Below are 24,571 nucleotides of genomic sequence, written 5' to 3' on the forward strand. Positions count from 1 at the left end.
CGGAGGGCGGTCCGGGGTGACCTTGATCAGCTTCGTCGTGCCGGCCTTCAAGGTGCAGGGCTACCTGCGGGAATGTCTCGACTCGATCCTCGACCAGCCGTTCGGCGACATCGAGGTGATCGGCGTCGACGACGCCTCTCCCGACGACAGCGGCGAGATCCTGGCCGAGTACGCGCTCCGCGACCCCCGGGTCCGCCCGGTGCGCCTCGCCGAGAACGCCGGGCTCGGTCCGGCCCGCAACATCGGGCTGGACCGGGCCGTCGGCGAGTACGTGTGGTTCGTCGACGGGGACGACTGGCTGGTGCCCGGCTGCCTCCCGCACGTCGCCGACCGGCTCCGCGACACCGCGCCGGACGTGCTGCTCGTGGACCACGTCCGGGCGCACTGGAACAACATCGGCACCCGCAGCGCGATGCGCGACGTGTTCCCGGTCCCGCCGGGCGCGACGACGTTCGCGCTGCGGGACCGGCCGGAGACGCTGAAGCTGCTGCACACCGCGTGGAACCGGGTAGTGCGCCGGGAGTTCCTGCTCGAACACGGGCTGCGCTTCGAGCCGGGCTGGTACGAGGACGTGTCGTTCAGCTATCCGGCGCTGATGGCGGCCGGGCGGATCGGCGTACTCGACCGGATCTGCCTGAACTACCGGCAGCGCCGCACCGGCGCGATCACGAAGACCCGGGGGGACCGGCACTTCGAGGTCTTCGCGCAGTGGCACCGGGTGTTCGGGCTGATGGACCGCTGGCAGGTGACCGGGCTGCGGCCGGCGGTCTTCGAGCGGATGATCTGGCACTACCTGACCGTGCTCGGCAACGGCGCCCGGATCGCCCCCGAACTGCGGGCGCCGTTCTTCGCCCAGATGCACGCCGACTACGTGCGCTTCCTGCCGCCCGAGGGCTACCCCGTCCCGCCCGGCCCGGAGGGGCTCAAGTACCGGCTGGTGGCGGCCGGGCGCTGGCGGACGTTCAGCGCGTTGCGCGAGGCGCACCAGGCGGGGCAGACGGCCCGGCGGACCGCCCGGCGGGCCCGGCGACAGGTCACGCCGGTGGTGCGGCGTACCGCCCGGCGGGCGCGTGACCTGGCGTTCGGCGAGTACTACCGGGCCGAGTCGCACCGGCCGATCGACCCGACGCTCGCCGTGTACGCGGCCTACTGGTACCGGGGCTACTCGTGCAACCCGGCGGCGATCTACGAGGCGGCCCGCCGGCTCGCGCCGCAGGTGCGCGGCGTGTGGATCGTCCGCCGCGACCGGGTGGCCACGTTGCCGCCGGGCGTCGAGTACGTGGTGGCCGGCACCCGCGAGTACCACCGCGTCCTGGCCCGCGCCCGGTGGCTGGTAAACAACGTCAACTTCCCGGACTTCGTCCGCAAGCGTCCGGGCTCGGTGCACGTGCAGACCCACCACGGCACGCCGGTGAAGGTGATGGGGCTGGACCAGCAGCGCTACCCGGTGGGCGCGACGGGGATGGACTTCGCCGGCCTGCTGCGGCGGGTGGACCGGTGGGACTACAGCATCACCTCGAACAGCTTCTCCACGCAGATGTGGGAGCGGGCGTACCCGGCGGACTACACCACGCTGGAGGTCGGCTACCCGCGCAACGACCGGCTGGCGCTGGCCACCGCCGAGGACCGCGGCCAGGTCCGTGCCGCGCTGGGCATCGCACCCGACGAGTACGTGATGCTCTACGCGCCGACGCACCGGGAGCACCTGCCCGGGTGGCGGCCACCGTTCGACCCGGACCGGATGCTCGACGTTCTCGGGCCACGGGGCCGGCTGCTGATGCGCAGCCACTACTTCCACGACCGGGAGCGGCATCCTCGGGGGCCGGCGTCGGACGGCGTGCTGGACGTGAGCGCGTACGACCGGGTGGAGGACCTCTACCTGGCGGCGGACGTGCTGGTCACCGACTATTCCTCGGCGATGTTCGACTATGCCGTGCTGGACCGGCCGATAGTGGTCTACGCGCCGGACTGGGACGCCTACCGGGTGACCCGTGGCGTCTACTTCGACCTGCCGGCCGAGCCGCCGGGTGCGGTGGCGCGGGACTTCCCCGGGCTGCTCGACGTGTTCCGTTCCGGCGCGGTCGACGACGAGGCGGCCGGGCGGGCCCGGACGGCGTTCCGGGCGCGGTTCTGCGCCCTCGACGACGGGCACGCCGCGGAGCGCGTGGTCCGTCGCGTGTTTCTCGGCGAAACGCCATAAAAGGGGTTACCGGCAGGTCACTTGACGATAGCGGCCCGCGAAAACCGCTTAATAGGACTGTCACGAGCCGAACATGGCACGTTTACCCGATGTGCGGATCAGATGATCCTGGTCACAGTCATTCCCGGGTTTGGGGCGAAGAACTGGGGAGGTGACGGTGGCGACCGTCGCGCTCAAGGATGTCACCAAGGTGTTCCCGGACGGAACAGTCGCGGTCGACACCATCAATCTGGACGTCAACGACGGCGAGTTCATGGTGCTGCTCGGCCCGTCGGGCTGCGGGAAGTCGACGGTGCTGCGCATGGTCGCCGGGCTGGAGGACCCGTCCTCCGGCGCCATCATGCTCGGCGGTGAGCTGGCGAACGACCTGCCACCGCGCGACCGGAAGATCGCCATGGTCTTCCAGGACTTCGCGCTCTATCCGCACATGACGGTCGGCGACAACATCGGCTTCCCGCTGCGCCTGAGCGGCGTCGAGCCCGGCCCGCGCGGCGAGCGGATCCAGGACGTGGCGAGCGCGCTCGGCATCGGCGACGTGCTCGCACGCAAGCCCGGCCAGCTCTCCGGCGGCCAGCGGCAGCGGGTCGCCATGGGGCGGGCGATAGTGCGCCGGCCCGGTCTGTTCCTGATGGACGAGCCGCTGTCGAACCTGGACAGCGGGCTGCGCGCCGAACTGCGGGCGGAGATCTCCGGCCTCACCCGCGAGCTGGGCGTCACCACCATCTACGTGACCCACGACCAGGCCGAGGCGCTGACCATGGCCGACCGGGTCGCCATCATGCGCAAGGGCGTGCTCCAGGACGTGGGCACCCCCACCCAGGTGTACGGCCGGCCGGCCACGCTCTACGTCGCCGCGTTCCTGGGCAGCCCCCGGATGAACCTGCTGGAGGCGTCGGTCTACGTCCACCTCGACCGGTACGTCGCGCTGAACCTCGGCGAGCAGGCGCTCTACCTGCCCTGGGACGACATCCGCAGCCGGGCCGTGGCGCACTACCACGGCGAGCGGATCGTGGTCGGCATGCGCGCCGAAGCGCTCACCCCGGTCGCGCCGGACACCGCCGGGGACGTGCTGCACGGGCGTATCCGCTACCTGGAGCACCACGGCCACGAGTCGCTCGCGTTCCTCGACATCGGCGCCACCGCGATCGTGGTGGACGAGATGGGCACCCCGGTCGAGCGGACCGCGCCGGGCCAGCGCGGCCTGCGCCGGTTCAACCAGGTGATGCAGCGGCTCACCGGCCGCGCGACGGAGTCGTCGGGCCCGGCCCTGGAGGTCGGCGGGGGCGGCGGCAACCGTACGAGCGTGCTGCCCGACCCGGGCCGCCACCACCGTCGTCCGGCGGAACTGGCGGTACGGCTCGCGCCGTACCCGCAGGTGTCGCCCGGTCACCCGCTCGCCGTGCAGGTAAGGATGGACGCGCTGCACTTCTTCGACGAGCGCGGCGACCGCATCGACGTCGGCTGGCGGTGAAAGAAGGGGCACCCTATTAACGCCTCCGGTAGAGGAAGGGCCCCTTATTAACAATCACCGCCCGGTGGGACGGGCGGGTGACGGCGGTACGGGCCCCAGCCGACGAAGCGGGCGAACATGTCCGCGGGGGCGGGCGCGTCGTTCGGGTTGAGCCGGTAGAGGTCGCGCGTGGCCTCGTACAGCAGCCCGCACAGGTAGATGGACAACCCGATCCGGTTGTCCTCGTACTCGCTGCGGAGCAGCAGCCGGGCCGTCGGGCACGGCCACGGCTGGCCGCAGGCCCGGCAGCACCAAATCGGACGCAGCGGCGTGTGCGGGGTGGCGTGCAACGGGTACGGCCGGGGGCGGTCCGGCGTCGGCCCGTCCGGCGGCTGCCCGAGCTGGTGGCTGATCACCGGCGCTCGCCGGGCTGTTCCGGGGCGGTCCGGCCGCCGTCGCCCGCCCGCTGCTCCGGTACTGACCATCGGCCGCCGTTCGCCCGCCACTGCTGGGCCGGGGTGAGGTTGCCGACCCGGCCGGGGCCCATTGTCGGGAGTGGACGCGTGGGTTGCCGCATCCACTCCGGCAGGTTGTCGCCCCGTACCCGCTGGGGCAGTGTCGGTGCCGACGCACCCCGGCAGCGGAACCAGCGCAGTCGCACGGTGCAACTCCTTTCGGTAGCGGGAACCGGACGAATTCGGCTCCACTGCGTGACAGTTTCGTCACCGCGCCGCTAGGGTCGGAAGGCGTTCCACCCCCACCTTCCTGGCCGTCCGACCGGCCGATTTCCGTGTGCAGCCGTGTGCAGAGGTGTGCAGATGATCCGTGTGCCGTTGTGGGAACTGTTCGCTGGTGAGCTGCGCCGGTTACGTACCGATGCGGGGTTGACCCAGGAGGCGTTGGGCGAGCGGGTGAGCTATTCGGCGTCGCTGGTGGCGGCCGTCGAGCAGTGCCGCCGGGCGCCGCGCGCCGAGTTCACCGAGCGCTGCGACGAGGTGCTGAACGGCGGCGGCCTGCTGGTGCGCATCCGTGATGCGCTGATGCAGGAGGCACTGATGCCGTGGTTCCGCGAGTGGGTGAGCATCGAGCAGGAGGCTGCCTCACTGCGTAGCTTCCAACCGTTGGTGGTGCCTGGCCTGTTGCAGACCGAGGAGTACGCCCGCGCGCTGCACGAGGGCGCGAGCCCGCTTGTCGGTGATGCGATGGAGCAGCAGGTGGCCGCCCGGCTGGCCCGGCAGGTGGTGCTGGACCGCCCGGCGCCGCCGCAGTTCGTGGCGGTGCTCGACCACTCGGTCCTGAGCCGTGCGGTCGGCGGGCCGAAGGTGATGCGGGAGCAGTTGGAACACCTGGTCGAGATGGGCCGCCGACCGCGGGTGCACCTGCACCTGGTGCCGGAGACGGTCGGTGCCTATCCGGGGCTCAACGGCGCGTTCGTGCTCGCCACCCCCGCCGACGGCGACGACGTGGGCTACCTCGATAACCAGTTGCACGGCACAATCGTGGAGCGGACGGTGGACGTAAACTCGCTGCGGCAGACCTGGGAGTCCGTCCGCGCGGAGGCGATGCCGCACGGGGCGACCCTGGCGGCGATTTCGGAGGCGGCGAAGCGATGGAGTTGACCGGCGCGATCTGGCGCAAGAGCACCCGCAGCAGCGGCAACTCCGGCGACTGTGTCGAGGTGGCGGACAACGTGCCCGGTGTGGTGGGGGTGCGGGACAGCAAGGACCGGCAGGGGCCGGTGTTGGCGTTCACGCCGTCGAGCTGGGCGGCGTTCGTCGCGCACACCAAACGGGCGTGAGCGACGTACCGGATCTCGGTCCTCCGCCACGGCGCATCCCGGTCGACGCGGCGCAGGTGCGTCGTCTGGTCGCCGACCAGTTCCCGCACCTGGCCCGCCTCGGGATCGAACCGGTCGCCAACGGCGGCTGGGACAACTGGACCTTCCACCTCGGCCCCGAGCTGCTGGTGCGCCTGCCCAGCGCGGCCGAGTACGCCCTAGCCGTCGAGAAGGAACATCGCTGGCTCCCGGTCCTCGCCGCCCGGCTGCCGCTACCCGTTCCCGGCCCGGTGGCGAGGGGCGAGCCGGGTGCCGGCTACCCCTATCCGTGGTCGATCTACCGATGGCTCGACGGCGAGACCGCGCGGCCGGACCGCATCGCCGAACCGGTGCGATTCGCGCTCGACCTGGCCGGATTCCTCGCGGCCCTGCGGGACGTGGACGCCGCCGGCGGTCCGCAGCCGGGTGTCCACAACTGGTTCCGGGGCGGCACGCTGCGCACGTACGACGGGAAGGTCGAGCAGGCGCTCGTGGCACTGGACGGCCACGTCGATGCCGGGCTGGTACGCGAGATCTGGGCGCGGGCGGTGGCGGCCCGATGGGACGGGGTGGACCGCTGGTTCCACGGCGACATCGCCCCGGGGAACCTGCTGCTCGCGGACGGCCGGCTGGCGGCCGTCATCGACTTCGGGACGTGCGGCGTCGGTGACCCGGCCTGCGACCTGGCGATCGCCTGGACGTTGCTGACGGCTGAGGGGCGGGAGGCGTTCCGCGAGCGGCTGGCGGTGGACGACGCGACGTGGGCACGCGGACGTGGCTGGGCGCTCTGGAAGACGCTGTCCACCTACTCCCGCACCGTCGACGACCCCGAGGACGCGGAGGAATCGGCCGAGGCGCAACGCATTCTCGGGGAGATACTCGCCGGATAGGCGGCCGGTGTCTCACCCGGCGGCGGCCTGCTCTCCCGGCGCGAACGGCCACTCCTCGAACGACAGGCACCGGCCGTCCTCGGCGAACCGCATGATCCACAGGTCGCTCCACTCCTGGTGGACGGGGTCGCCGTACCGGACCCGCACCCGGGCCACCGCGGTGTCGCCGTCGACCGCGACGATCTCCGAGGTCATCTCGAAGACCTCGTCGGGTCCGTCGCGCTCGCTGTCCCACATGCGGGTGATGGCGGGCAGGCCGACGACCGGTTCCCGGTACGGCCCCTGGCGGTAGCTCGCGTCCGAGGTGAACATCGTGCCGAGCGCCGCCGTTCCCGGTGTGCGCCACGCCTGCTCGTACGCCGCGATCCAGGCGGCCACCCGATTCCTGTCCATGGTCGCCAGCCTGCCATCCGTGTGCGTGCGGGTCGCCCAGATCGGCCGCCGGGGATCGTCGTTGTGCACGACGATGTCGGCGTGCTCGGCCGGGCGGGCCGTGGCGACGTAAAGACGCTGGGCGGGGAGGTAACGCTCCCGCCAGCGCCGTTCGACGTCGGCCCGGGACGACACCGGGCTCTCCCGGACCACCGCACGATCCACGGTACGGTCCGGCGCGGTCGACACGAGCACGCGCAGCTCCCACCGATCGACCAGTTCCGGGCGCAGGAGGAACACACCGTCGACCACCAGCACGGCGTCGGCGGGGGCGGTGGCGAGCGGCGGGGACAGCACCGTATCCGTCGCGTGGTCGTAGACGGTGCAGCGGAAGCGTCGATCGCCGCCCGGCCCGAGCGGATCGAGCAGCACCCGGTTCAGCGTCCCGTGGTCGTGGGTGTCGACGTAGCAGCCCTCGGCCGAGTACTCGCCGCGCCGGTAGCGCCGCGCCCGGGGGAAGAGGAAGTCGTCGACAGTCGCGCGGATGACGTACCGGCCACGGGCGCGCAGGACGGCGGCCAGCTCGTCGGCGAGCGTGGTCTTGCCGGCGGCGGGCGGCCCGTCGACGGCGACCCGGGTCGGGTGCGGCACGGCGACGGACCCGACCGCGTCGGCCAGGTGGGCGATCAGCCGATCTCGGCGGGGGTAATTGGATTGCCCCGGTGCCGGGGCGGGAGTTTGACTGCCGTCCATGCCGTCTCCCTCACCGGTCTTCGTCGCGGGTACCGGCCGCTCGGGCACGTCGCGGATCGCCGACATCATCGGCCAGCATCCGCTGATCCACCGGATCCCGATGGAGACCAAGTTCCTCGTCGAACCCGGTGGCCTGCGGGACCTGGCCGACGCGCTCACCCACCGGTACGACCCCGTCGTCGGTGAGGACGCCCTGCACCGGCTGAGCGACTTCCTCACCGTACGCGTGCCCGGCCGCCGTGACGACCGCGGCAAGACCGTGCCCGAGTTGGTCGGCGAGCGGCGCTACCGGGACGCCGTACACCAGCTCTGGCCGCAGGTGATCGCGCACGCCTTCGAGGAGCCCGTGCCCGCGGAGGGGTTCGGCGACGGCGACCGCCCGGCCGGGCCGTTCGGGCCGGCCAGCCGACGGCGGGTCGTGCCGAGGTATTTCCGCGACCGGGGGGAACTTGTCGGCATCCTGCGGGGCCTGGTCGACACCCTGTTCGGCGGAGCGGCGGCCGACGCGGGCAAGCCGACCTGGTGCGAGAAGACGCCGTTCAACCTGTTCGCCATGGACTTCCTCTGGGAGTTGTCTCCCGAGGCGACGATCGTGCACATCAAGCGTCACCCGGTGGCGGTGCTCGCCTCACACCTGGCCCAATCGTGGGCGCCGTCCACCGTCGACGGGACGCTCGCCTACCTGGTGCCGGTCTACCAGCGATGGCTGGCCTGGAAGGACGCGGGCGGCCTGGCGGGTCGACGATACGTCGAGGTGAGGGCGGAAGACCTCGCGGCCGACTGGCCCGGGCAGCGGCGGGCCCTTTTCGAGCGGCTCGGCGTCGAGGACGCCGTCACCGCGTCGACGTTCCGGGCGGACAAGCTGGCGCACCGCGACGACCAGTTCGACGCCGACGCCCGCGCGTACGTCGAGCGGGAACTGGGCGAGATCATCCCCGCGATGGGATACGAGTGACGGCCGCGATGTCGGGGGCCGGCCAGGCGCAGGTCCGCGACGACGGCGAGGTGACCGGCGCGCCACGCTGGTCGATGCGGAGCTGGATCGACGCGATCGACCGGCCGGAGATCGTCGACAACGCCCTGCGCCGGGACGATCCGTACGCCGGGGTGGCGCTTCTGACCCTCGTGCTCAACCATCCCGAACCCGACGTCGTGCTGCCCCGGATCAAGCGGGCGCTCACGTCGGTGAGCGCGCAGACCCGCGCCAACGCACTACAGTCCCTCGGCCACGACGCCCGTCTGCACGGCCGGATCGATGCGGACTCGATCGCTCACCTGCGCCGGGCCCTGGAGGACCGTACGGTCCTGCACGGGTACGAGATACGCGGATACGCGGGGGACGCCGCCAGTGACGTGGCGATCTTCGCCCCGCGGCGTTGCCTGCCCCGGTGGCTGCGCCGGCGCTTCGCGGGCCCCGCTCCCCGGAGCTGACCGGCTCGACGGGTCGACGGGAACCGGCCGCTCAGGCGGCCCCGGACCACGTCTTGTGGCGCAGCTCGCGGAGCACGCCGTGCCGGCGGAGCGCCCACCCAAGGCGCCGCGCACTGGGGTGCCTGACGAACAGCACCGCCGCCCGGCGGATCAGCCCGAACCGGTTGTCGCTCACCTGGTCGTCGACCGCCCGCCAGATCAGCTCGCGTACGCCGGCGCTGTCCAGCATCGCCCGTACCTCGTGGCGTACCCGGGGATCCTCGGCCGCGGACGTGACGGCGGTGACCAGGCCGGGCCGGTCGGCGAGCGGCTCCACCGCCGCGGCGACGAGCGGCCGGCGTACGGTGTCCCGCTCCAGCAACAGCAACACCGCCTCCCGGACCTGGGTGCTGTCGAGTCCGGACCGCAGCAGGCCCAGCGCGCTCCGCTCGACCTCGCGGTCGCGGTCCGGAAGGGACAGCGCGGCCAGCAGCACCGTCACCTCGTCGAGGTCGACGAGGTGACGCAGCCCGTCGCGGAACTCCGGCAGCGCCCACGCCACCGTCAGCCCGCGTGCGAGATCGCGGTTCATGGGCCACTCGCTACCCGGAGTCGGCAGCCGCCGAAACGCGTTCGACTAATCCACCGGGCCGGACAGCGCCGTGAAATGGACCGTGGTTACAACCGCCCACCTGAGCCGGTCTTATTGGCAGCCTCGGTCGCGAGAACGACCGGCATGGCCGGATAGGGGTCGCTGATCGGCTTGCGCTGAGCATGGACCCGTTCCCGTACCGCCACCAGCGTGGGGCCGGCGACGTAGTGCCTTCCCCGCCGCTCGCCACGTGCTTCCAACAGCCCGTGCTCAACAAGGTTGGCCAGATCACGAGATGCGGTCCGATCCTCGACATCGGCAAGTTTGACGTACCCGGAGCGGCGGATGCGATAGCCCAGGACTGCCTCGTAGAGCAGATCGGTCACCCGCTCAGGGAGCCTGTTCTCGGCAACGATCGCGTCCAACTCCGACCAGATGCCGGACGCCTCCCTGAAGCGGCGCGCGACGGTCTGCGCCTGCATGTGATGGGCACGCAGGTTGAACGACACCCAGAGGTGCGCCGAACCCTCGGGGTTCCAGCGGCCACGTCCGGTGACCGCCAGCACTCGGTAGTAGTCCTCCGTGTTGCTGCCCAGCCATTCCTCAATGCTGGAAAAGGCCGGCTCAACGATCGCGCGGCGGGAGAGCACCAGCGTCTGAAGGGCGCGTGCCATCCGCCCGTTACCGTCGCGGAACGGGTGAATCATCACCAGGTTCAGATGCGCCATGGCTGCTTTGACGAGCGGCGAGGCGGTGACGTCCGACCGTAGATCCTCGGCTAGTTCCTCCATGAGGTGAGGCACGTGGTCGGCGTCCGCGCCCTCATACACGCGCTCATCGGTCCGCTCATCGTGCACGTAGATCGGGCCCTTGCGGTATTGCCCCGGGCTCTTGCTCAGATCGTGCGAGAGCATCATGTAGTGCATGCTGCGAATCGCCGACGTATCGAAGCGGAAGTGCGGATCCCCGGCGGTTTGCAGCACGTATCCCAGAGCCTGCCGGTAGCCCCGGATCTCGGCGAAGGTCCGGTCGTCGGCGCTCAACGGCTCCTCGCCGTCAAGCGCGGCGGCGGCGTCGTCCTCGGCGACCACGTAGCCCTCGATGCTGTTGGAGCCGAGAATCGCGCGGGCCAACATCGTGCGCCGGAGGCCGCCGGTCCACCGGCGAGGGGTGCGCAGGACATCGGCGAGCATGCGGCGCATGTCGTGCACCTCGGCCAGCACGGTCTCGTCGTGATCGCTGAGTACTGGGGTGGCGTAGATCATCTCGTGTCCCATTGTCTCTCAATAAGAGACAAGCCTAGCGGCAGTTCGCGAGGATGTCGCTTAGTTAGCGACATTAGGTCAGGGTGACCTGGCGTCTTGCCGAGAAAGTTACTGGCGAGTAGCGTTCGGGCATGAGCATCGACTCTCGCCAGGTGGCGGCCGGTCTTCTCGACGCCGTGCCGTTCGCCCGCACGCTCGGAATCGAGTTCGTCGAGGTGGCGCCCGAGGCCGAGGGCGGGGTCCGGGCCGTGGTCCGGCTCCCCGACGACCCGGCGCACCACAACCACGTGGGCGGCCCGCACGCCGGGGCCATGTTCACGCTGGGGGAGACCGCCTCGGGCGCGGTTGTCCTGGCCGCGTTCGGGCACGTGCTCGACCGGGCCGTACCCCTGGCCGTGACCGCGACCATCCGCTACCGCAAGGTGGCGGTGGGGCCGGTGCTGGCGACCGCCCGGCTCAGTCGTCCGCCCGCCGACGTGCTGGCCGAGCTGGACGCGGGAACGCGGCCCGAGTTCCCCGTCGAGGTGGAGATCGGCACCGAGGACGGCACCGTCACCTCGGCGCTCACCGTGATCTGGACGCTCCGCCCGAACCGCTGAGCCCCGAACGGGGTTTGCCCGGCGCGAGGGCTGGATAGATTCAAGCGATGCTGGGCCTCCCCGCGCACGTGAGCGCTTGTCTCTTCGATCTGGACGGTGTGCTGACGCAGACCGCCAAGGTGCACAACGCCGCCTGGGCGGCGACGTTCGACGCGTACCTGCGGCGCCGGTCGGTGGAAACCGGCGAGCCGTTCCACCCGTTCGACAGCGGACCGGACTACAACCGGTACGTGGACGGCAGACCGCGTGCCGACGGGGTGCGTACATTCCTGGCCTCGCGCGGCATCATCCTGCCCGAGGGATCGCCGGACGACCCGCCCGGGGCGGACACCGTCAACGGCCTCGGCAACCGCAAGAACGTCGTCCTGCTCCAGCAGATCGAGCAGCACGGCGTCGATGTGTACGAGGGTTCGGTGCGCTACCTGGAGGCGGCCACCACGGCCGGGCTGCGCCGCGCGGTCGTCTCGGCCAGCGCCAACTGCGCCGCCGTGGTGCACGCCGCCGGGCTGGAGCGCTGGCTGGAAGCGCGGGTGGACGGCGTGGTCGCCCGCGCGAGCGGGCTGCGCGGCAAACCGTACCCGGACACGTTCCTGGAAGGTGCGCGGCTGCTCGGCGTCGAACCGGCGCGGGCCGCCGTCTTCGAGGACGCCCTCGCCGGAGTGGCCGCCGGCCGGGCCGGCGGATTCGGGTACGTGGTCGGCGTCGACCGGGTCGGCCAGGCCGACGAGCTGCTCGCGCACGGCGCCGACGTCGTGGTCACCGACCTCGCCGACCTGCTCGCATCGGAGCCGGCCGCGTGATCCGGGAACGGGCGTATCCGGTCGAGCCCTGGCACGTGCGGGAGATGCAGCTCGACATGGACGTGCTGGCCCAGTCCGAGTCGGTGTTCGCGCTGTCCAACGGCCACATCGGGTTGCGCGGCAACCTCGACGAGGGCGAGCCGCACGGGCTTCCCGGCACCTACCTGAACTCGTTCTACGAGCTGCGGCCCCTGCCGTACGCGGAGGCGGGCTTCGGTTTCCCCGAATCCGGGCAGACCATCGTCAACGTCACGAACGGCAAGCTGATCCGGCTCCTCGTCGACGACGAGCCGCTCGACGTGCGCTACGGCGAACTGCTGGCCCACGAGCGCGTCCTCGACATGCGCGCCGGCACGCTCCACCGGGACCTGCACTGGCGCTCCCCGGCCGGCCGCGAGGTCAAGGTCCGCACCACCCGGCTGGTGTCGTTCACCCAGCGTTCCGTGGCGGCCATCCACTACGAGGTGGAGCCGGTCGACGGGCCGCTGCGACTGATCGTCCAGTCCGAGCTGGTCGCCAACGAGTCGCTGCCGCCGCAGAGCCGCGACCCCCGGGTGGCCGCCGTCCTGGAGTCGCCGTTGCAGTCCGAGGAGGAGCTGACCACCGACGACGGCGGCCAGCTCATCCACCGCACCAAGGTCAGCGGCCTGCGGGTCGCCGCCGCGATGGGCCACGACATCGACGGCCCGGAACGCACCACGATCGAGAGCGAGGGGTACGAGGACTGGGTCCGTACCACCGTCGGCTGCGTGCTCAAGCCCGGCCAGACGCTCCGCGTGGTCAAGTACCTCACGTACGGCTGGTCCAGCCGCCGGTCCCTGCCGGCGCTGCGCGACCAGGTCGGCGCGGCGCTGGCGGCGGCCCGGCTCGACGGCTGGGACGGCCTGCGCCGGGCCCAGCGCGAATACCTGGACGCGTTCTGGGACGCCGCCGACGTGCGTGTCGAGGGCGACCCCGAGGTGCAGCAGGCCGTCCGGTTCGGCCTCTTCCACGTCCTCCAGGCCGGTGCCCGCGCGGAACGGCGGCCGATCTCGGCCAAGGGCCTCACCGGCCCCGGGTACGACGGCCACGCGTTCTGGGACACCGAGATGTTCGTGCTGCCGGTGCTGACGTACACGCAGCCGGGCGCGGTGCGGGACGCGTTGCAGTGGCGCTACTCCACGCTGCCCCAGGCCCAGGAACGCGCCCGCACGCTGAACCTCGAAGGGGCCGCCTTCCCGTGGCGCACGATCGAGGGGCCGGAGTCGTCGGCGTACTGGCCGGCCGGCACCGCCGCGTTCCACATCGCCGCCGACGTCGCCGACGCGCTGCGCCGCTACGTCCTGGTCACCGGCGACGAGACGCTGGAACGGGAGACCGGGCTGGAACTGCTGGTCGAGACCGCCCGGCTGTGGCGCTCGCTCGGCCACCACGACCGCGCCGGCCGGTTCCACATCGACGGCGTCACCGGCCCGGACGAGTACACGGCGGTGAAGAACGACAACGTCTACACCAACCTGATGGCGCAGCGGAACCTGCGTACCGCCGCCGACTGCGCGATGCGCTACCGGGACCAGGCGCTCGACCTCGGCGTCACCGAGGAGGAGGCCGCCGCCTGGCGGGACGCCGCTAACGACATGCACATCCCGTACGACGCGGAGACCGAGGTGCACGAGCAGGTGGAGGGGTTCACCCGCTTCCAGGAGTGGGACTTCGAGCACACGCCGCCGGAGAAGTACCCGCTGCTGCTGCACTACCCGTACTTCGACCTCTACCGCAAGCAGGTCGTCAAGCAGGCCGACCTGGTGCTGGCCATGCACTGGCGGGGCGACGCGTTCAGCGCCGCCGAGAAGCTGCGCAACTTCGTCTACTACGAGCGGCGCACCGTACGCGACTCGTCGCTGAGCGCCTGCACCCAGGCGGTGCTGGCGGCCGAGGTGGGGTACCTCGAACTGGCCCACCGCTACCTGCGCGAGGCCGCGCTGATGGACCTGCACGACCTCAACGAGAACACCCGCGACGGCGTGCACATGGCATCCCTGGCCGGCGCCTGGATCGCGCTGGTCGCCGGGTTCGGTGGGCTGCGCGACCACGACGGGACGCTGTCCTTCGCGCCCCGGCTCCCCAGCCGCCTCAGCCGCCTGGAGTTCTCGCTCCAGTGGCGCGGGATGCGGCTGCGGGTCGACGTGCGGCCGCACCAGACGACGTACTCGCTGCGCAACGGCGGCCCGGACACGGCCGTGGAGCTGCGGCACCACGATGAGCCGCTGCGCGTCACCTCCGGGCAGCCGGTCACAGTGGCGGTGCCACCGGCCCATCCGAGCGGGACACAGCCGGAACAGCCCCAGGGCCGTGCGCCGCTGATGCACCTGCCGGACCGCATGGACTGAGCGGCCCCGCCACGAGGGGCGGGACCGCTCGGTACGCGTACCTCAGAACTGGCGGCCGTTTGACGGACGCCCGCCGGCGTCGCGCGGCGCCGTGGCCCGCGGATCGTCGGCGGTACGCGCCGTCGAGGCGCGGTCGGCCCAGTCCGGGGAGTCCTTCAGCTCCTGCTCGCGGCGTTCCTGGTCGGTGAGTTCCTGTTCCCGGGACCTGTCCTGTGTCGCCATGACGATCCTCGCGATCGGTCGGGGTCCGTGGTCACCTCGCGCGTTCCCGCCCGGCGGCGGCTCAACCGTCCAGGCGAGGGCTCAACCGTCCACGTGCCGGGCGAAGCTGCGCCGCAGGTGGTCCTTCGGGCGGGAGCCGACGATCGAGCCGACCACCTCGCCGCGCCGGAACACCAGCATGGTCGGCGCGGACATGATCCGGTGGGCGCGGGCGGTGGCCGGGTTCTCGTCGGTGTTGACGGTGACGAAGCGCAGCGCGTCGCCGAACTCCTCGGCCAGCTCGGCCAGGTGCTTCGACACCACCCGGCACGGCGGGCACCATTCGGCCCAGAAGTCCACCACCACCGGGCGGTCGGCGGCCAGCACGGTGGCCGCGAAGGTGTCGTCGGTGACCGGGTTCAACCGGCCGGTCCCCGTGTCCTGAGGCATGTTTCCTCCCGTTGGGCGATCGCGTGGGCGAGCTGGTCGTGCAGCCGGCGGCGGACGTCGCCGAGCCGGTCGAGGTAGTCGTCCACCTCGGTGAGCTTGCGCCGCAGCACCGCCACCGAATCGGGGCAGACGTCACCGGTGTGGTGCCCGGCGCGCAGGCAGGCGACGAACGGGCGGATGTCGTCCAGGCCGAAGCCGACCGCCAGCAGCGACCGGATCTCGCGGACGACGCGTAGTTCCGCCTCGTCGTAGACCCGGTAGCCGTTGGCGGACCGGTCCGGCCGGACCAGCCCGTGGGCCTCGTAGTAGCGCAGGGCGCGGGTGCTCGTGCCGGCCCGCTGCGCCAGCTCCCCGATCCGCATCCGCCGCCCCCGTCCCTCACTGCCAGGCTGACGCTAAACCTTGCCGCCGACGTCAACGCAACCCCGCACGCGTCCGTTTCCCCTGCCGTCTCCGTCGATCATGAAGTTGACGGCGTTGTCGATCTCGGAATCTGCCGCCAACCTCATGATCGTCGGGGTGGGGGGTATGCGGTGGGGAGAGCGGGAGGGACGGTGGGGTGATGCGTGAGGTTTCGGTACCTGTGGTGGACGGCGGACTCGTGGGGGACGTGGTGGTGCCTGCCCGGGCGCGGGGGGTCGTGCTGTTCGCGCACGGGAGCGGCAGCTCACGGCACAGCCCGCGCAACACGGCCGTCGGGCGCGCGCTCAACGAGCGCGGGCTCGGCACGATGCTCGTCGACCTCCTGACCGCCGACGAGGAGGCCCGGGACGAGGTCACCGCCGACCTGCGCTTCGACATCGGCATGCTGGCCGAGCGCCTGGCCGGGATCGTCGACTGGACGGGCGCCGACCCGGAACTCGGGCGACTCCCGATCGGCCTGTTCGGGGCCAGCACCGGCGCGGCCGCCGCCCTGGTCGCCGCCGCGACCCGGCCGGACCGGGTGGGCGCGGTGGTCTCCCGGGGCGGCCGACCCGACCTGGCCGGCAGCTCACTGACCGCGGTACTCGCACCGACGCTGCTGCTCGTCGGCGGCCTCGACGAGCAGGTGATCGTGCTCAACGAGCAGGCCCGGGACGCGCTGGGCGAGGTGGCCGAGCTGCGGATCGTGCCCGGCGCCACGCACCTGTTCGAGGAGCCCGGCACGCTGGAGCAGGTGGCCGACCAGGCGGGTACGTGGTTCACCACGCACCTGCGCCAGCCGCACCCCGCCTGAGCAGTGGCGGAATCAGCCCGCGGCCTCGGCGGCGCGGCCGGGATCGGCGGTCGGCGCGGATGCGCCGGTGCCGCTCCGCCCGCCGGCGCGGTGCTGCTGCACGGTGTCCAGCACCCGCCACAGCACCGCCGCGATCGGCACCGACACGAAGGCACCGGCCACCCCGGCGACCAGCGTGCCGGCGGTGACCACCACCAGGATGACCGCCGGGTGCAGCTGCACCTGCCGCCGCATCACGAGCGGTTCCAGCAGGTTGCCCTCGATCTGCTGGACGGCGATCACGGCGGCCAGGGTCAGCAGCGCGGTGGTGGGGCCGTTCGCGGCCAGCGCGACGAGCACCGCCACCGCACCGGCCACGGTGGCCCCGATGATCGGGACGAACCCGCCGACGAACGTGATCAGGGCGAGCGGCAGGGCCAGCGGGACACGCAACACGACAAGCGCCAGCCCGATGCCGATGGCGTCGATGGCCGCGATGATCATCGTGCCCCGGCTGTACGCGCCGAGCGTCCGCCAGCCCGCCCGCCCCGCCTCGGCGGTCAGCTCCCGGCGCGGGCCGGTCAGCCGGCGCAGCACCCAGTGCCACATCGAGCGGCCGTCCTTGAGCAGGAAGAACAGCAGGACCAGCGCGAGCAGGATCGCGCCCACGACCTCGGCGACCTTGCGCGCCCCGGCGACCGGGTCGGGTGCGCCGCTGCTCAGGCCCTGCCGGATCTGCTCCACGAGCCGGTCGAGCTGCTGATCGCTGACCGGCAGGCTGGACGTGACGAAGTCCCGGGAGCGCTCCAGCCCTTGGCCGAGCTGCTGGCTCAGCTCGCCGAACTGACTCGCCGCGAGGTTCCAGACCAGGACGCCGGCGCCGCCCAGGATGCCGAGCAACAGCAGGATGCTCAGCAGCGCGGCGAGCCCGGCCGGCACCCGCAGCCGGCGCAGGCGTACCAGGACCGGGTCGAGCAGCGCGGTGAGGAAGAGCGTGCCGGCCAGCGCCACCGCGAGCGGCGCCAGCAGTACGGCAATCTGCCCCAGCAGCCACAGCCCGGCCGTCACCACCAGCAGACAGGCGCTCCAGGTGACCGCCGTCCGTACCGGCCAGGGCAGTCCCGCCCAGGTCTGCCGCGGCCCGGTGGCCGGTGCCCGCCCGGGTGTGCCAGCGTCGTCGTCCACGTCGCCTCCTCGATCGTGGCCGTTGGTACCCGACGCGGGTCTATCCGACACCAGGGCAGCAACCACCCACCCGGTGTTTGTGCCCCCCGCCTCAGGGAAGGCATTCAACGTATCGAAGGGAGATCAGGCATGAGCGACTTCATGGACAAGGCCAAGGATTTCGCGGACAAGCACGACAAGCAGGTCGACCAGGGCATCGAGAAGGCGGGTGACGCGGCCGACAAGCGCACCGGCGGCAAGTACGACGACCAGATCGACAAGGGCGTCGACATGGCGCAGCAGCGCACCGGCGAAGGCGACACCGGCCGCTGACGTACACCCGCTTCGACGCCGGAACACGACGGCGGCCACGCCCCCGCCGGGGAGCGTGGCCGCCGCGGCGTCGGGCCGGCCTCATCCACCGGAGAGACCGGCCCGGCCGTCAGGAGCTGTAACCGCGGCCCGCGATCCAGTTGGCCAGCTCGGTCACGTCCATCCAGTACGTCGGCGCGTCCGGCCGGGCCGGGTCGGCGATCATCACCCGGTCACCGTCGCCCTCGTACCGCACGACAGTCACGTAGTGGCCGGGATAGCTGTGCTCCACCCCGTCGACGTCCAGGGCGCCGCCCAGGATGTTCGCCACCACCGGCCGGTCGTCGTCCACAGCGCTACGGATGTCCGCGCGCAGGCGGTCGACTTGCTCCCGGGTGGCCACGTCGTCGCGGATCTCGGTGGTCCGGTACTTCCCACCGGTGTACTCGTTGAGCACCCGGGTGATGTCGATGGCCGAGTCGGTGCCGTTCACGGTGGTGCCGAGCTTGGCGGCCAGCTCGTCCTGGCTCACGTCCCTGCCCTCGGCCGACAGCGCGATCCGGGTCGAGGCGGGACCGCAGTAGAAGAAGTTCGGCTGCGCCTGGTACTCGTAGTCGGCTGCGCGGTCACCCTTGCCCTCGACCGGGGCGGCGTGGGCGGCGGCGGCCGGACCGGCGACGGCACCGCCGGCCGCGGCCAGGCCGGCGACGGACAGCACACACCTGCGGATGATCGGATTCATGGTCGAGGCTCCATTCGGGGGTCGACGGCTCCGTGCGGGAGACGCGGCACCAGGAGTGGCGCTCGGCGTACGGAGAGTTCAACCGCCCTGCCTCGGCAGCCCATTCCGGCCGTGACCGGGGCCACCGCGGAACCGGACGGACACCTCAGCCGGGGAGGCTCCCCAGGAGCCCGGTCACGGCGATCTCGATGACCACCCGCTCCGGATTCGGACGCGGCGTGCGATACCGCTCGGCGTACCGGCGTTCGGCCTCGGCCACCGACTCCGGGTCACGGCGCAGCACCGCCTGGCCCTCCACGGTCAGCCACCAGCGGCCGTCGACCTGGCACACCGCTACCGGGACGCCGTCCGGCCCGGCCGCCGCGACGTGCCGGGCCTTGGCCGACCCGGCGGAGGTGATCACCCGGGCCAGCCCGGCCGCCGGGTCGAAGGTCACCCCCACTGGTACGACGTGCGGGGTGCCGTCGGCACGCGGTGTGGTGAGCGTGGCGAGGTGCCGGTGCGCGAAGAAACTCCGCACCCGCTCGTCGTGTGGATCCAGACGGTGCCGTCCCGCCATGTCGTCTCCTCGCATCCGTGCCGGTGACGTCTCAGCGGCGGGGCGCCGTGCCGGGCGGCAACGTCGCCGCCGGGGACTCCCCGGCGGCCCGCTGCTCGGCGCGGTGCTTGGCGACCAGCCGGCCCAGGTAGAACAGCGCGCCGGCCAGCACGCCCATGTCGTCCAGGTAGATCGGGTCGGGCAGCAGGTCCACCGGCAGGATCGTGTAGATCAGCGCACCGTAGAACGCGACCTTGCCGCCGGCGCCGAGCGCGCCGAGCATCCGGCGGGTGCGGACCACCCGGATCGCGAGCAGCACGGCCCCGGCCAGCATGGCCGCCGCGAGAACGGCGGCGACGACGACGAGCACCCAGTTTTCACGCGACACGCCACCACGCTAGCCGAGCCGGGCCTGGGCCGCCCGGTGTCGAAGCTGTCGAGCCTTCCGTCCTGTCCTCGGTGTTCTCAGGCCACGACCGCCGCCCGGCCCCGGGCCACCGGGGTCAGCTCGCGAGTGGTCTCCACGCCCGCTGCGGTCGGCAGCTCCCGGGTGGCCTCGGGGCCGGCGAACCCGACGATGGACAGTTCCGTCTGCGGCTCGGCGACCGGGTGCAGTGCAGCGAACGCCTCGTCGCGCAGGCTCTGCGCCGCCGCGGCGGCCCGCTCGGCTGCCTGCCAGGCCGCCTGCTCCCGCTGCGCGGCGGCCCGGTGCCGTGCCGCCAGGTTGTCCCGGACCAGCCGGCGCAGCAGCAGTTCCTGCTCCACCGGGTGCCGGCTGGGATCCCAGCCGTTGCCGCCGAGGATGTCGCTGAGCTGCCGCACCGTGATCTCGTCGCGCCACTGGGCGTCCATCGCGGCCCGGTGCAGCCAGCGCTCCCGGTCGGCGTACTCGGCCGGGGTCTTGGCGGTCCGGGGCAGCGGCAGCGCCGCGGCGGCGGTCAGGCGCCGGACGTCCTCCTCGGCCGCCTGGTACGCCTGCCAGGCGACCTCGGCCTCCTCCTGGGCGCTCAACCACCCGGCGCGGCTCCGCTCGGCGGTCGCCGTCGCGCGGGAGGCCGCCACCGCCATCTCGTCGGCGTAGCGGAGCCGCTCCCGGTCCCGTACGCGGGTGCGCTCGGCGCGTTCGATGCTGCTCGGCCGGGCGGCGTCGCTGATCCGTTCGACCAGTTCCGAACGGAACCGGGACGGCCGGACGATCAGCGCGGCGACCACTGTCGCGGCCACGGCGAGCAGGACCAGCCAGATCACGGCGGCCACGGGCATGTCGGGCAGGACGGAGGAGAAGACGGTCTGCATCACCAGCACCTCGTGGTGGAACGAAAGATGATCAACGGTGGTGACCCGGACATCCGGGCGGGTGCGCGTCGTGACTCAGACGCGACGGGACGCGCGGCAGGGCGTGCGGGGTGCGGGCCGTGGGACCGCGCCGGGGCGTACCGGAAGGGCGCCCGGTCAGGCGTGCGGCGGGCCGCGACGGGCGATGTGCGCCCGGCCGGGGTCGGCGGCGGCGACGACAGCGACGCCGGGGACGCGCCCGGCGGAGTCGGCGGAAGGGGCCTCGGTGACGGCCGGGCCGGTGCCGGGACCTGTCGTCCGTGGGGTGGCGGTCGTGGCGTCGCCCGCCGTGAGATCGGCGGTGCGTGCGGCGCCGGCCGTGACCGCCTGCCGCGCCGTGACGTGCTCGACGGCGGCGAGATGCTCGATCGCCGCGACGTGCTCAGTCGCGACGGCGTGCGGGGCGACTGTCGCGTGCGAGGACGCGGTGGCGTGGGCGGGTGCGGCGGCGATGCCCTGGAGGCCGGCGATCAGCACCAGGCTGGCCACCGCCGTGCGGGCGATCCGGCGCAGCGTCGCCGTCCAGGTGGACGGGTCGAACGCTACGGGCAGCACCGTTTCAACCTATCGGTCAGCGGAGGATCCCGCAGCTCAAGGATCTTGCGGGTTTCGTGAGCCTGCACACGGGCCGGTGTGGACGGACCACCCGGGCCGGGCCGGACGCGCGGCGGGGCGGCGCCCCGCCGGGGTGCCGCGCCGCCGCGTGGATGCGGTGTCAGTTGCCGCCGAGCACCGGCGGCGGGGCGGCGTCGCCGTCGCCCCAGACCATCTCGTCCTCGGTGAGCCAGGTCAGCCGGCCGTCGGACTCGTCGTCGCCGTGGCCGCCTCGCCCGCCCAGCACGCCGCTGCGGCCGGCCATCGCGGGCCGCCCGGTGGTGCCGCCGGTGCGCTCGGCGGACCTGCTCCCGGCGTCGACCACGAGGCCGCGCCCGGAGGTGAGCCGGCCCGTGCCCGCCGCCGAGCGGTTCTCCGCGCCGGGCACGCCGCCGAAGCGGGCCGAGGACGCCGAGTTGGCGCCGGTGCCCGCGAGCGAGCCGGTGCTCAGCACGCCGGGGGCGCCGTAGAGCCCGCCACCTGCTCCGCCGGCGCTCATCGTCGTCGGTCCGGCGCCACCGGGACCGAAGCCCGGGCCGCCGCCGATCGACGGACCGCCGACGGTGCTGGTCAACGGAGCGGCTCCGGCCAGCGAGGTGCCGGTCGGGTCGACGGTGCCGACGGTCGGCACCGAACCCGGAGCGCCGGCACCCGGCTGACCGCCAGGAGTGCCCGCACCCGGCGTGCCCACGCCAGGAGTGCCCGCACCCGGCGTGCCCACGCCAGGAGTGCCCGCACCCGGCGTGCCCACGCCAGGAGTGCCCGCACCCGGCGTGCCCACGCCAGGAGTGCCCGCACCCGGCGTGCCCACGCCAGGAGTGCCCGCACCCGGCGTGCCCACGCCCGGCGTGCCGCCGGTCGGGGCCGTGTGGTGCACGCCCGACGCGGTGGCGGTGGCGTTCGCGCCCGGGCCGAAGCTGCCCAGGCTCGGGCCGGACGACGGCGCCTTCACCGACGGCCCGTTCTGCAGCGTCGGGTCACCGTTGCCGGTGTCGCCGGGCAGATCGGTCTCCGGCGGTTCCGGGACGACGATCCGGCCGTACGCCGAGTAGTCGTAGCCCTCGGCGAGCTTCGCCACGACCTGCACCATCCGCTGGTGCGCCTTCTCCTGCTCGGCCTTGTCCTGCTGGTGGCCGACGATCCCGCCGATCACCGCGCCGGGAGCGCCGCCGAGCAGGAAGCCCTTGCCGGCGCCGGAGAGCAGCTTGTCGTTGTCGTCGGTCTTCTCCGGGCTCTCCGCCTTCGACTGGGCGGCCCGCAGCTCGCTGGCCATCATGTCGAGGCCCTGCCGCATACCCGTCATGCCCTCGGCGAGGTTGCCGGAGTAGCGGACGACCATGTCCAGCCGGCGCTGGAACTCGCGCGCGGCGTCGCCGGTCCAGGTCTTCGCCAGCGCCTCCAGGTCGGCGGTGAGGTCGCGGCTGAGGTCGTCGAGCGTGCCCTTCAGCGAGGTCCACTGGGCGCTGAGCGCCTCGATCTGCTTCGGGTCGCCGGCGTTGACGCCCTGGTATAGCTCCTCATGAGGGACGTGCTCGTAGCGCTGGGTGTACTCAGACACGCGGGTCCTCCTTCGGCTGCTCCATCGCCTCGTTCAGCCCGGAGAGGGCGGCGGCGATGTCGGCCGCGGCGGCGGCGTTGCGGGCCTCGGCGGTCCGGTAGTTCGTCATGATCTTGTGGGTCGCCTCGCGGGCGGCCAGGATCGCCCGGCGCAGCCGGTCGACGTGGTTGACGTAGCTCTGGTGGGTCTCGGAGTAGCGGCGGGCGTTGTCGGTGGCGTCGGTGAACGTGCCGAGGGCCGGCGGGCGGCACTGCATCTGGGTGTTGAGCCTGCGCAACACCGACTCCGCCTCGTGCAGACGCCGCTCGAGCCGCTGGTGGAAGTCCTCCAAGGACAGTACGTCTACCGTCGTGCGCCCCGTCATGGTTGCATCCCCGTAGTCATCGTCGACGACCGTTCGCCGCACTCAGGCTAGTCGAAGCGGACCAACCCGGGTGACCCGTGACGGACAACCTCCACCTCGGCGCGGGCGAGGACCGGTCAACCGCCCTGGACCTGCGCCGCCCCGCCGCCGGCCGAGGGCGTCGCGGTGGCACCGGGAAGGGTCGACGCATCGAAGTAAGTCAACGCATCCTCGCGGGACAGCGTCGGACCGGTCGGCACCAGCGCCAGCAGTGAGGCGGGTACGGCGAGCGGCGTCACGTCGCCGTACCCGAGCGCGCTCTTCGCGTCGCCCCCGGCGGTGCCGAGCGGATAGCGGATGCCCTGCGCGGTGATCAGGTAGACCGTCGAACCGGCCGCCGCCTTGCCGCTCTCCCCGGCCGTGGCCTGCACCAGCACGCCCTTGCCGCCGGGCAGCAGAACGCTCTCGGCGGTGCGTACCGCGTCCCGGGGGCCCTGCCGTGCGGGCACCGCGGTCGCCGAGGTCAGCTCGGCCGGCGGGGAGTCGAAGACCTCCAGCGTGGTGGTCGGTGGCTGACCGGCCGGACCGGGCCGGTAGGTGGCGCAGAGCACCGTCCGCCCCGGACGGACCTCGTGCAGCGCCGGCAGCCGGGCCGGCAGGCCGTCCGCGTCCAGGCGCTGGTCGGTGAGGAGCCGGCCCGCCTCGTCGGGGGTGATCTGGGTAACCTCACCGCCGCCACCGAGCAGCAGCAGCGCGGTGACCTCACGGACGGTCGCCAGGCCCTGCCGGGTCAGCACGTAGTACTGGCCGGCAGCCTGGTAGACCTGGCCGATCCGGGCCGGCCGGCCGGCCACCGTGAGCCCGCTCGCGCCGCCGTCGCCGGCGATCGTCGGCTTGCGCAGATCCGGGCCGACCGGCACCGCGTTCAGCAGTTGCTGCCCGACCGTCAGGTTCGTCGCGCCGGCCATCTTCAACGCCACCAGCGCCTGCTCGTCGCCGGCCACCCGCAGCCGGGAGCCGCCGGTGAGCAGGTGACGCGCGTCGCCGGTCCGCACCACCACGGCCCGGTCGGTGAGCGTCGTGCCGCCGGGCAGCGCGCGATCGATCACCAGGTGGGTGGTGGAGCGCTGCGGGTCGTTCGGATCCGGCACGTCGCACACCGACCAGGGCAGCCCGACCAGCGACCTGCGATCCGGCAGGTCGTCCGGTGCGCCCACGATGCCGACCAGCCGCCCGCGTGGACGGTCCTTGATCGACGCCTGGGACATGGTGCGCGGCTGCGCCCCGGCGTCGTTGACGATCAGCCGCGCCGACGCGTAGTTGAGCGTCGGGTGCAGCACCTCGTCCTCGCCGACGTAGTACGTCGCGCCGGTCTCCCGCTCGATCACCAGCGTGTTCGGCTCCAGCGGAGCGGAGTTGCTGGTGAGCTGCCCGTACGCGCCCACGCCGCCGAGCACCACCGCGGCCGCGACGACGCTGCCGAACACCGCCATGCCGAGGCGGCGCATCGGCAGGTCGTTGGTCTCCGGATCACCGGAGAGCAGCGCCGAGACGATGCGGCGGGTGACGAAGCGGTACGCCTGCACCTGATCGCGGCGGGTCCGCATGACTAACCTCCGGCGG

General features: G+C 72.6%; 29 protein-coding genes and 1 pseudogene. 12 read left to right on the plus strand and 18 right to left on the minus strand.

Translation table 11 applies throughout. From position 1 onward, the window contains the following. Window positions 1-16: 16 nt before the first annotated feature. Together C569_RS0110410 and C569_RS0110415 are read left to right on the plus strand one after the other, a co-directional pair. On the plus strand, window positions 17-2,200 hold the full coding sequence (locus C569_RS0110410) for a bifunctional glycosyltransferase family 2 protein/CDP-glycerol:glycerophosphate glycerophosphotransferase (RefSeq protein WP_018785722.1): 2,184 nt from the start codon (window positions 17-19) through the stop codon (window positions 2,198-2,200). Window positions 2,201-2,357: 157 nt separating this feature from the next. Then, window positions 2,358-3,671, plus strand: a complete 1,314-nt coding sequence (locus tag C569_RS0110415) for an ABC transporter ATP-binding protein (protein WP_026267961.1) — start codon at window positions 2,358-2,360, stop codon at window positions 3,669-3,671. Between the two features lie 47 nt (window positions 3,672-3,718). Here the strand turns inward: C569_RS0110415 and C569_RS0110420 are convergent, their stop codons facing one another. Next, window positions 3,719-4,066, minus strand: a complete 348-nt coding sequence (locus tag C569_RS0110420; protein ID WP_018785724.1) for a hypothetical protein — start codon at window positions 4,064-4,066, stop codon at window positions 3,719-3,721. After that, on the minus strand, window positions 4,063-4,311 hold the full coding sequence (locus tag C569_RS0110425) for a hypothetical protein (RefSeq protein ID WP_026267962.1): 249 nt from the start codon (window positions 4,309-4,311) through the stop codon (window positions 4,063-4,065). The genes C569_RS0110420 and C569_RS0110425 overlap by 4 nt, the downstream gene beginning before the upstream one ends. 157 nt (window positions 4,312-4,468) lie before the next feature. Here C569_RS0110425 and C569_RS0110430 point away from each other — a divergent pair, with 157 nt between their 5' ends. From C569_RS0110430 to C569_RS0110440, 3 genes are read left to right on the plus strand one after another with little or no spacing between them, the layout of a single operon-like run. Then, window positions 4,469-5,269, plus strand: a complete 801-nt coding sequence (locus C569_RS0110430) for a helix-turn-helix transcriptional regulator (protein WP_026267963.1) — start codon at window positions 4,469-4,471, stop codon at window positions 5,267-5,269. Beyond that, a complete protein-coding gene (locus tag C569_RS0110435; protein WP_018785727.1) occupies window positions 5,260-5,448 on the plus strand; it encodes a DUF397 domain-containing protein in 189 nt (62 codons plus the stop codon). The genes C569_RS0110430 and C569_RS0110435 overlap by 10 nt, the downstream gene beginning before the upstream one ends. After that, on the plus strand, window positions 5,445-6,356 hold the full coding sequence (locus C569_RS0110440) for an aminoglycoside phosphotransferase family protein (RefSeq protein ID WP_018785728.1): 912 nt from the start codon (window positions 5,445-5,447) through the stop codon (window positions 6,354-6,356). The genes C569_RS0110435 and C569_RS0110440 overlap by 4 nt, the downstream gene beginning before the upstream one ends. A 12-nt stretch (window positions 6,357-6,368) precedes the next feature. Here the strand turns inward: C569_RS0110440 and C569_RS34190 are convergent, their stop codons facing one another. Both C569_RS34190 and C569_RS34195 read right to left on the minus strand, forming a co-directional pair. Continuing rightward, the gene (locus C569_RS34190) at window positions 6,369-6,749 is read right to left on the minus strand and encodes a nuclear transport factor 2 family protein (RefSeq protein WP_141708186.1); all 381 of its coding nucleotides are present in this window, start codon (window positions 6,747-6,749) and stop codon (window positions 6,369-6,371) included. 27 nt (window positions 6,750-6,776) lie between these two features. Next, window positions 6,777-7,481 (minus strand): annotated as a pseudogene (locus C569_RS34195) (AAA family ATPase); the annotation flags it as partial. Between C569_RS34195 and C569_RS0110450 the strand changes: the two are divergent. Together C569_RS0110450 and C569_RS0110455 are read left to right on the plus strand one after the other, a co-directional pair. Then, window positions 7,480-8,436 (plus strand): sulfotransferase, encoded by a 957-nt coding sequence (locus C569_RS0110450; protein ID WP_018785730.1) that lies wholly within the window; start codon window positions 7,480-7,482, stop codon window positions 8,434-8,436. The pseudogene C569_RS34195 and the gene C569_RS0110450 sit on opposite strands and share 2 nt — an antisense overlap. Window positions 8,437-8,444: 8 nt before the next feature. Next, window positions 8,445-8,912, plus strand: a complete 468-nt coding sequence (locus tag C569_RS0110455) for a hypothetical protein (protein ID WP_155945525.1) — start codon at window positions 8,445-8,447, stop codon at window positions 8,910-8,912. Between the two features lie 31 nt (window positions 8,913-8,943). Here the strand turns inward: C569_RS0110455 and C569_RS0110460 are convergent, their stop codons facing one another. Continuing rightward, window positions 8,944-9,483 (minus strand): hypothetical protein, encoded by a 540-nt coding sequence (locus tag C569_RS0110460; protein ID WP_018785732.1) that lies wholly within the window; start codon window positions 9,481-9,483, stop codon window positions 8,944-8,946. An 86-nt stretch (window positions 9,484-9,569) separates the two neighbouring features. Next, window positions 9,570-10,748 (minus strand): Fic family protein, encoded by a 1,179-nt coding sequence (locus C569_RS0110465; protein WP_051090474.1) that lies wholly within the window; start codon window positions 10,746-10,748, stop codon window positions 9,570-9,572. A gap of 131 nt (window positions 10,749-10,879) precedes the next feature. Here C569_RS0110465 and C569_RS0110470 point away from each other — a divergent pair, with 131 nt between their 5' ends. Genes C569_RS0110470 through C569_RS0110480 form a run of 3 tightly spaced genes read left to right on the plus strand, consistent with a single transcriptional unit; the run spans window position 10,880 to window position 14,516 of the window. After that, entirely contained in the window at window positions 10,880-11,347 is a 468-nt protein-coding gene (locus C569_RS0110470; RefSeq protein ID WP_018785734.1) for a DUF4442 domain-containing protein, read from the plus strand. A 47-nt stretch (window positions 11,348-11,394) separates the two neighbouring features. Further along, window positions 11,395-12,147: an HAD family phosphatase gene (locus C569_RS0110475; RefSeq protein WP_018785735.1), complete on the plus strand. Its 753-nt coding sequence runs from the start codon at window positions 11,395-11,397 to the stop codon at window positions 12,145-12,147. Beyond that, on the plus strand, window positions 12,144-14,516 hold the full coding sequence (locus C569_RS0110480; RefSeq protein ID WP_018785736.1) for a glycoside hydrolase family 65 protein: 2,373 nt from the start codon (window positions 12,144-12,146) through the stop codon (window positions 14,514-14,516). Before C569_RS0110475 ends, C569_RS0110480 begins: the two co-directional genes overlap by 4 nt. A gap of 42 nt (window positions 14,517-14,558) precedes the next feature. Here the strand turns inward: C569_RS0110480 and C569_RS0110485 are convergent, their stop codons facing one another. The 3 genes from C569_RS0110485 to C569_RS0110495 form a co-directional block, all read right to left on the minus strand. Beyond that, window positions 14,559-14,738, minus strand: coding sequence for a hypothetical protein (locus tag C569_RS0110485; protein WP_018785737.1), 180 nt, complete (start codon window positions 14,736-14,738; stop codon window positions 14,559-14,561). An 81-nt stretch (window positions 14,739-14,819) separates the two neighbouring features. Further along, on the minus strand, window positions 14,820-15,167 hold the full coding sequence (gene trxA / locus C569_RS0110490; protein WP_018785738.1) for a thioredoxin: 348 nt from the start codon (window positions 15,165-15,167) through the stop codon (window positions 14,820-14,822). Beyond that, entirely contained in the window at window positions 15,137-15,529 is a 393-nt protein-coding gene (locus tag C569_RS0110495; RefSeq protein WP_018785739.1) for a MerR family transcriptional regulator, read from the minus strand. The genes trxA and C569_RS0110495 overlap by 31 nt, the downstream gene beginning before the upstream one ends. 200 nt (window positions 15,530-15,729) lie before the next feature. Here C569_RS0110495 and C569_RS0110500 point away from each other — a divergent pair, with 200 nt between their 5' ends. Continuing rightward, on the plus strand, window positions 15,730-16,383 hold the full coding sequence (locus C569_RS0110500; protein ID WP_036345521.1) for a dienelactone hydrolase family protein: 654 nt from the start codon (window positions 15,730-15,732) through the stop codon (window positions 16,381-16,383). A 12-nt stretch (window positions 16,384-16,395) separates the two neighbouring features. On the opposite strand, the gene C569_RS0110505 is transcribed toward C569_RS0110500, so the two are convergent. Further along, window positions 16,396-17,547: an AI-2E family transporter gene (locus tag C569_RS0110505; RefSeq protein WP_018785741.1), complete on the minus strand. Its 1,152-nt coding sequence runs from the start codon at window positions 17,545-17,547 to the stop codon at window positions 16,396-16,398. A gap of 129 nt (window positions 17,548-17,676) precedes the next feature. Between C569_RS0110505 and C569_RS0110510 the strand changes: the two genes are divergently transcribed. After that, the gene (locus C569_RS0110510; RefSeq protein ID WP_018785742.1) at window positions 17,677-17,859 is read left to right on the plus strand and encodes an antitoxin; all 183 of its coding nucleotides are present in this window, start codon (window positions 17,677-17,679) and stop codon (window positions 17,857-17,859) included. A 109-nt stretch (window positions 17,860-17,968) separates the two neighbouring features. On the opposite strand, the gene C569_RS0110515 is transcribed toward C569_RS0110510, so the two are convergent. The 8 genes from C569_RS0110515 to eccB all read right to left on the minus strand — a co-directional run bounded on the left by C569_RS0110515 (window position 17,969) and on the right by eccB (window position 24,555). Then, a complete protein-coding gene (locus tag C569_RS0110515) occupies window positions 17,969-18,580 on the minus strand; it encodes a C39 family peptidase (protein ID WP_026267966.1) in 612 nt (203 codons plus the stop codon). 145 nt (window positions 18,581-18,725) lie between these two features. Beyond that, window positions 18,726-19,139 carry a pyridoxamine 5'-phosphate oxidase family protein gene (locus C569_RS0110520; RefSeq protein ID WP_018785744.1) on the minus strand — a complete coding sequence of 138 codons (414 nt, stop codon included), beginning with the start codon at window positions 19,137-19,139 and terminating at the stop codon, window positions 18,726-18,728. Between the two features lie 31 nt (window positions 19,140-19,170). After that, a complete protein-coding gene (locus tag C569_RS0110525; RefSeq protein ID WP_026267967.1) occupies window positions 19,171-19,506 on the minus strand; it encodes a YkvA family protein in 336 nt (111 codons plus the stop codon). A gap of 77 nt (window positions 19,507-19,583) precedes the next feature. Continuing rightward, window positions 19,584-20,414: a hypothetical protein gene (locus C569_RS0110530; protein ID WP_026267968.1), complete on the minus strand. Its 831-nt coding sequence runs from the start codon at window positions 20,412-20,414 to the stop codon at window positions 19,584-19,586. A 156-nt stretch (window positions 20,415-20,570) separates the two neighbouring features. Then, on the minus strand, window positions 20,571-21,008 hold the full coding sequence (locus tag C569_RS0110535; protein ID WP_026267969.1) for a hypothetical protein: 438 nt from the start codon (window positions 21,006-21,008) through the stop codon (window positions 20,571-20,573). Window positions 21,009-21,168: 160 nt separating this feature from the next. Beyond that, the gene (locus C569_RS34855; protein ID WP_026267970.1) at window positions 21,169-22,605 is read right to left on the minus strand and encodes a WXG100 family type VII secretion target; all 1,437 of its coding nucleotides are present in this window, start codon (window positions 22,603-22,605) and stop codon (window positions 21,169-21,171) included. Then, complete coding sequence (locus tag C569_RS0110545; RefSeq protein WP_026267971.1) at window positions 22,598-22,969, minus strand: hypothetical protein; 372 nt, start codon at window positions 22,967-22,969, stop codon at window positions 22,598-22,600. Before C569_RS0110545 ends, C569_RS34855 begins: the two co-directional genes overlap by 8 nt. A 116-nt stretch (window positions 22,970-23,085) precedes the next feature. Next, window positions 23,086-24,555, minus strand: coding sequence for a type VII secretion protein EccB (eccB, locus tag C569_RS0110550; protein WP_018785748.1), 1,470 nt, complete (start codon window positions 24,553-24,555; stop codon window positions 23,086-23,088). Window positions 24,556-24,571 lie beyond the last annotated feature (16 nt).

The organism is Micromonospora sp. CNB394 (assembly GCF_000374985.1).
In the GTDB taxonomy this organism is placed as follows: Bacteria; Actinomycetota; Actinomycetes; order Mycobacteriales; family Micromonosporaceae; genus Micromonospora; species Micromonospora marina.

Coding starts and splice junctions, on each gene's coding strand:
- C569_RS0110430 (WP_026267963.1), top strand. CDS start 4,469: ATGATCCGTGTGCCGTTGTGGGAACTGTTCGCTGGTGAGCTGCGCCGG.
- C569_RS0110435 (WP_018785727.1), top strand. CDS start 5,260: ATGGAGTTGACCGGCGCGATCTGGCGCAAGAGCACCCGCAGCAGCGGC.
- C569_RS34190 (WP_141708186.1), bottom strand. CDS start 6,749: ATGGACAGGAATCGGGTGGCCGCCTGGATCGCGGCGTACGAGCAGGCG.
- C569_RS0110450 (WP_018785730.1), top strand. CDS start 7,480: ATGCCGTCTCCCTCACCGGTCTTCGTCGCGGGTACCGGCCGCTCGGGC.
- C569_RS0110455 (WP_155945525.1), top strand. CDS start 8,445: ATGTCGGGGGCCGGCCAGGCGCAGGTCCGCGACGACGGCGAGGTGACC.
- C569_RS0110460 (WP_018785732.1), bottom strand. CDS start 9,483: ATGAACCGCGATCTCGCACGCGGGCTGACGGTGGCGTGGGCGCTGCCG.
- C569_RS0110465 (WP_051090474.1), bottom strand. CDS start 10,748: ATGATCTACGCCACCCCAGTACTCAGCGATCACGACGAGACCGTGCTG.
- C569_RS0110470 (WP_018785734.1), top strand. CDS start 10,880: ATGAGCATCGACTCTCGCCAGGTGGCGGCCGGTCTTCTCGACGCCGTG.
- C569_RS0110475 (WP_018785735.1), top strand. CDS start 11,395: ATGCTGGGCCTCCCCGCGCACGTGAGCGCTTGTCTCTTCGATCTGGAC.
- C569_RS0110485 (WP_018785737.1), bottom strand. CDS start 14,738: ATGGCGACACAGGACAGGTCCCGGGAACAGGAACTCACCGACCAGGAA.
- trxA (WP_018785738.1), bottom strand. CDS start 15,167: ATGCCTCAGGACACGGGGACCGGCCGGTTGAACCCGGTCACCGACGAC.
- C569_RS0110495 (WP_018785739.1), bottom strand. CDS start 15,529: ATGCGGATCGGGGAGCTGGCGCAGCGGGCCGGCACGAGCACCCGCGCC.
- C569_RS0110500 (WP_036345521.1), top strand. CDS start 15,730: ATGCGTGAGGTTTCGGTACCTGTGGTGGACGGCGGACTCGTGGGGGAC.
- C569_RS0110510 (WP_018785742.1), top strand. CDS start 17,677: ATGAGCGACTTCATGGACAAGGCCAAGGATTTCGCGGACAAGCACGAC.
- C569_RS0110515 (WP_026267966.1), bottom strand. CDS start 18,580: ATGAATCCGATCATCCGCAGGTGTGTGCTGTCCGTCGCCGGCCTGGCC.
- C569_RS0110520 (WP_018785744.1), bottom strand. CDS start 19,139: ATGGCGGGACGGCACCGTCTGGATCCACACGACGAGCGGGTGCGGAGT.
- C569_RS0110530 (WP_026267968.1), bottom strand. CDS start 20,414: ATGCAGACCGTCTTCTCCTCCGTCCTGCCCGACATGCCCGTGGCCGCC.
- C569_RS0110545 (WP_026267971.1), bottom strand. CDS start 22,969: ATGACGGGGCGCACGACGGTAGACGTACTGTCCTTGGAGGACTTCCAC.
- eccB (WP_018785748.1), bottom strand. CDS start 24,555: ATGCGGACCCGCCGCGATCAGGTGCAGGCGTACCGCTTCGTCACCCGC.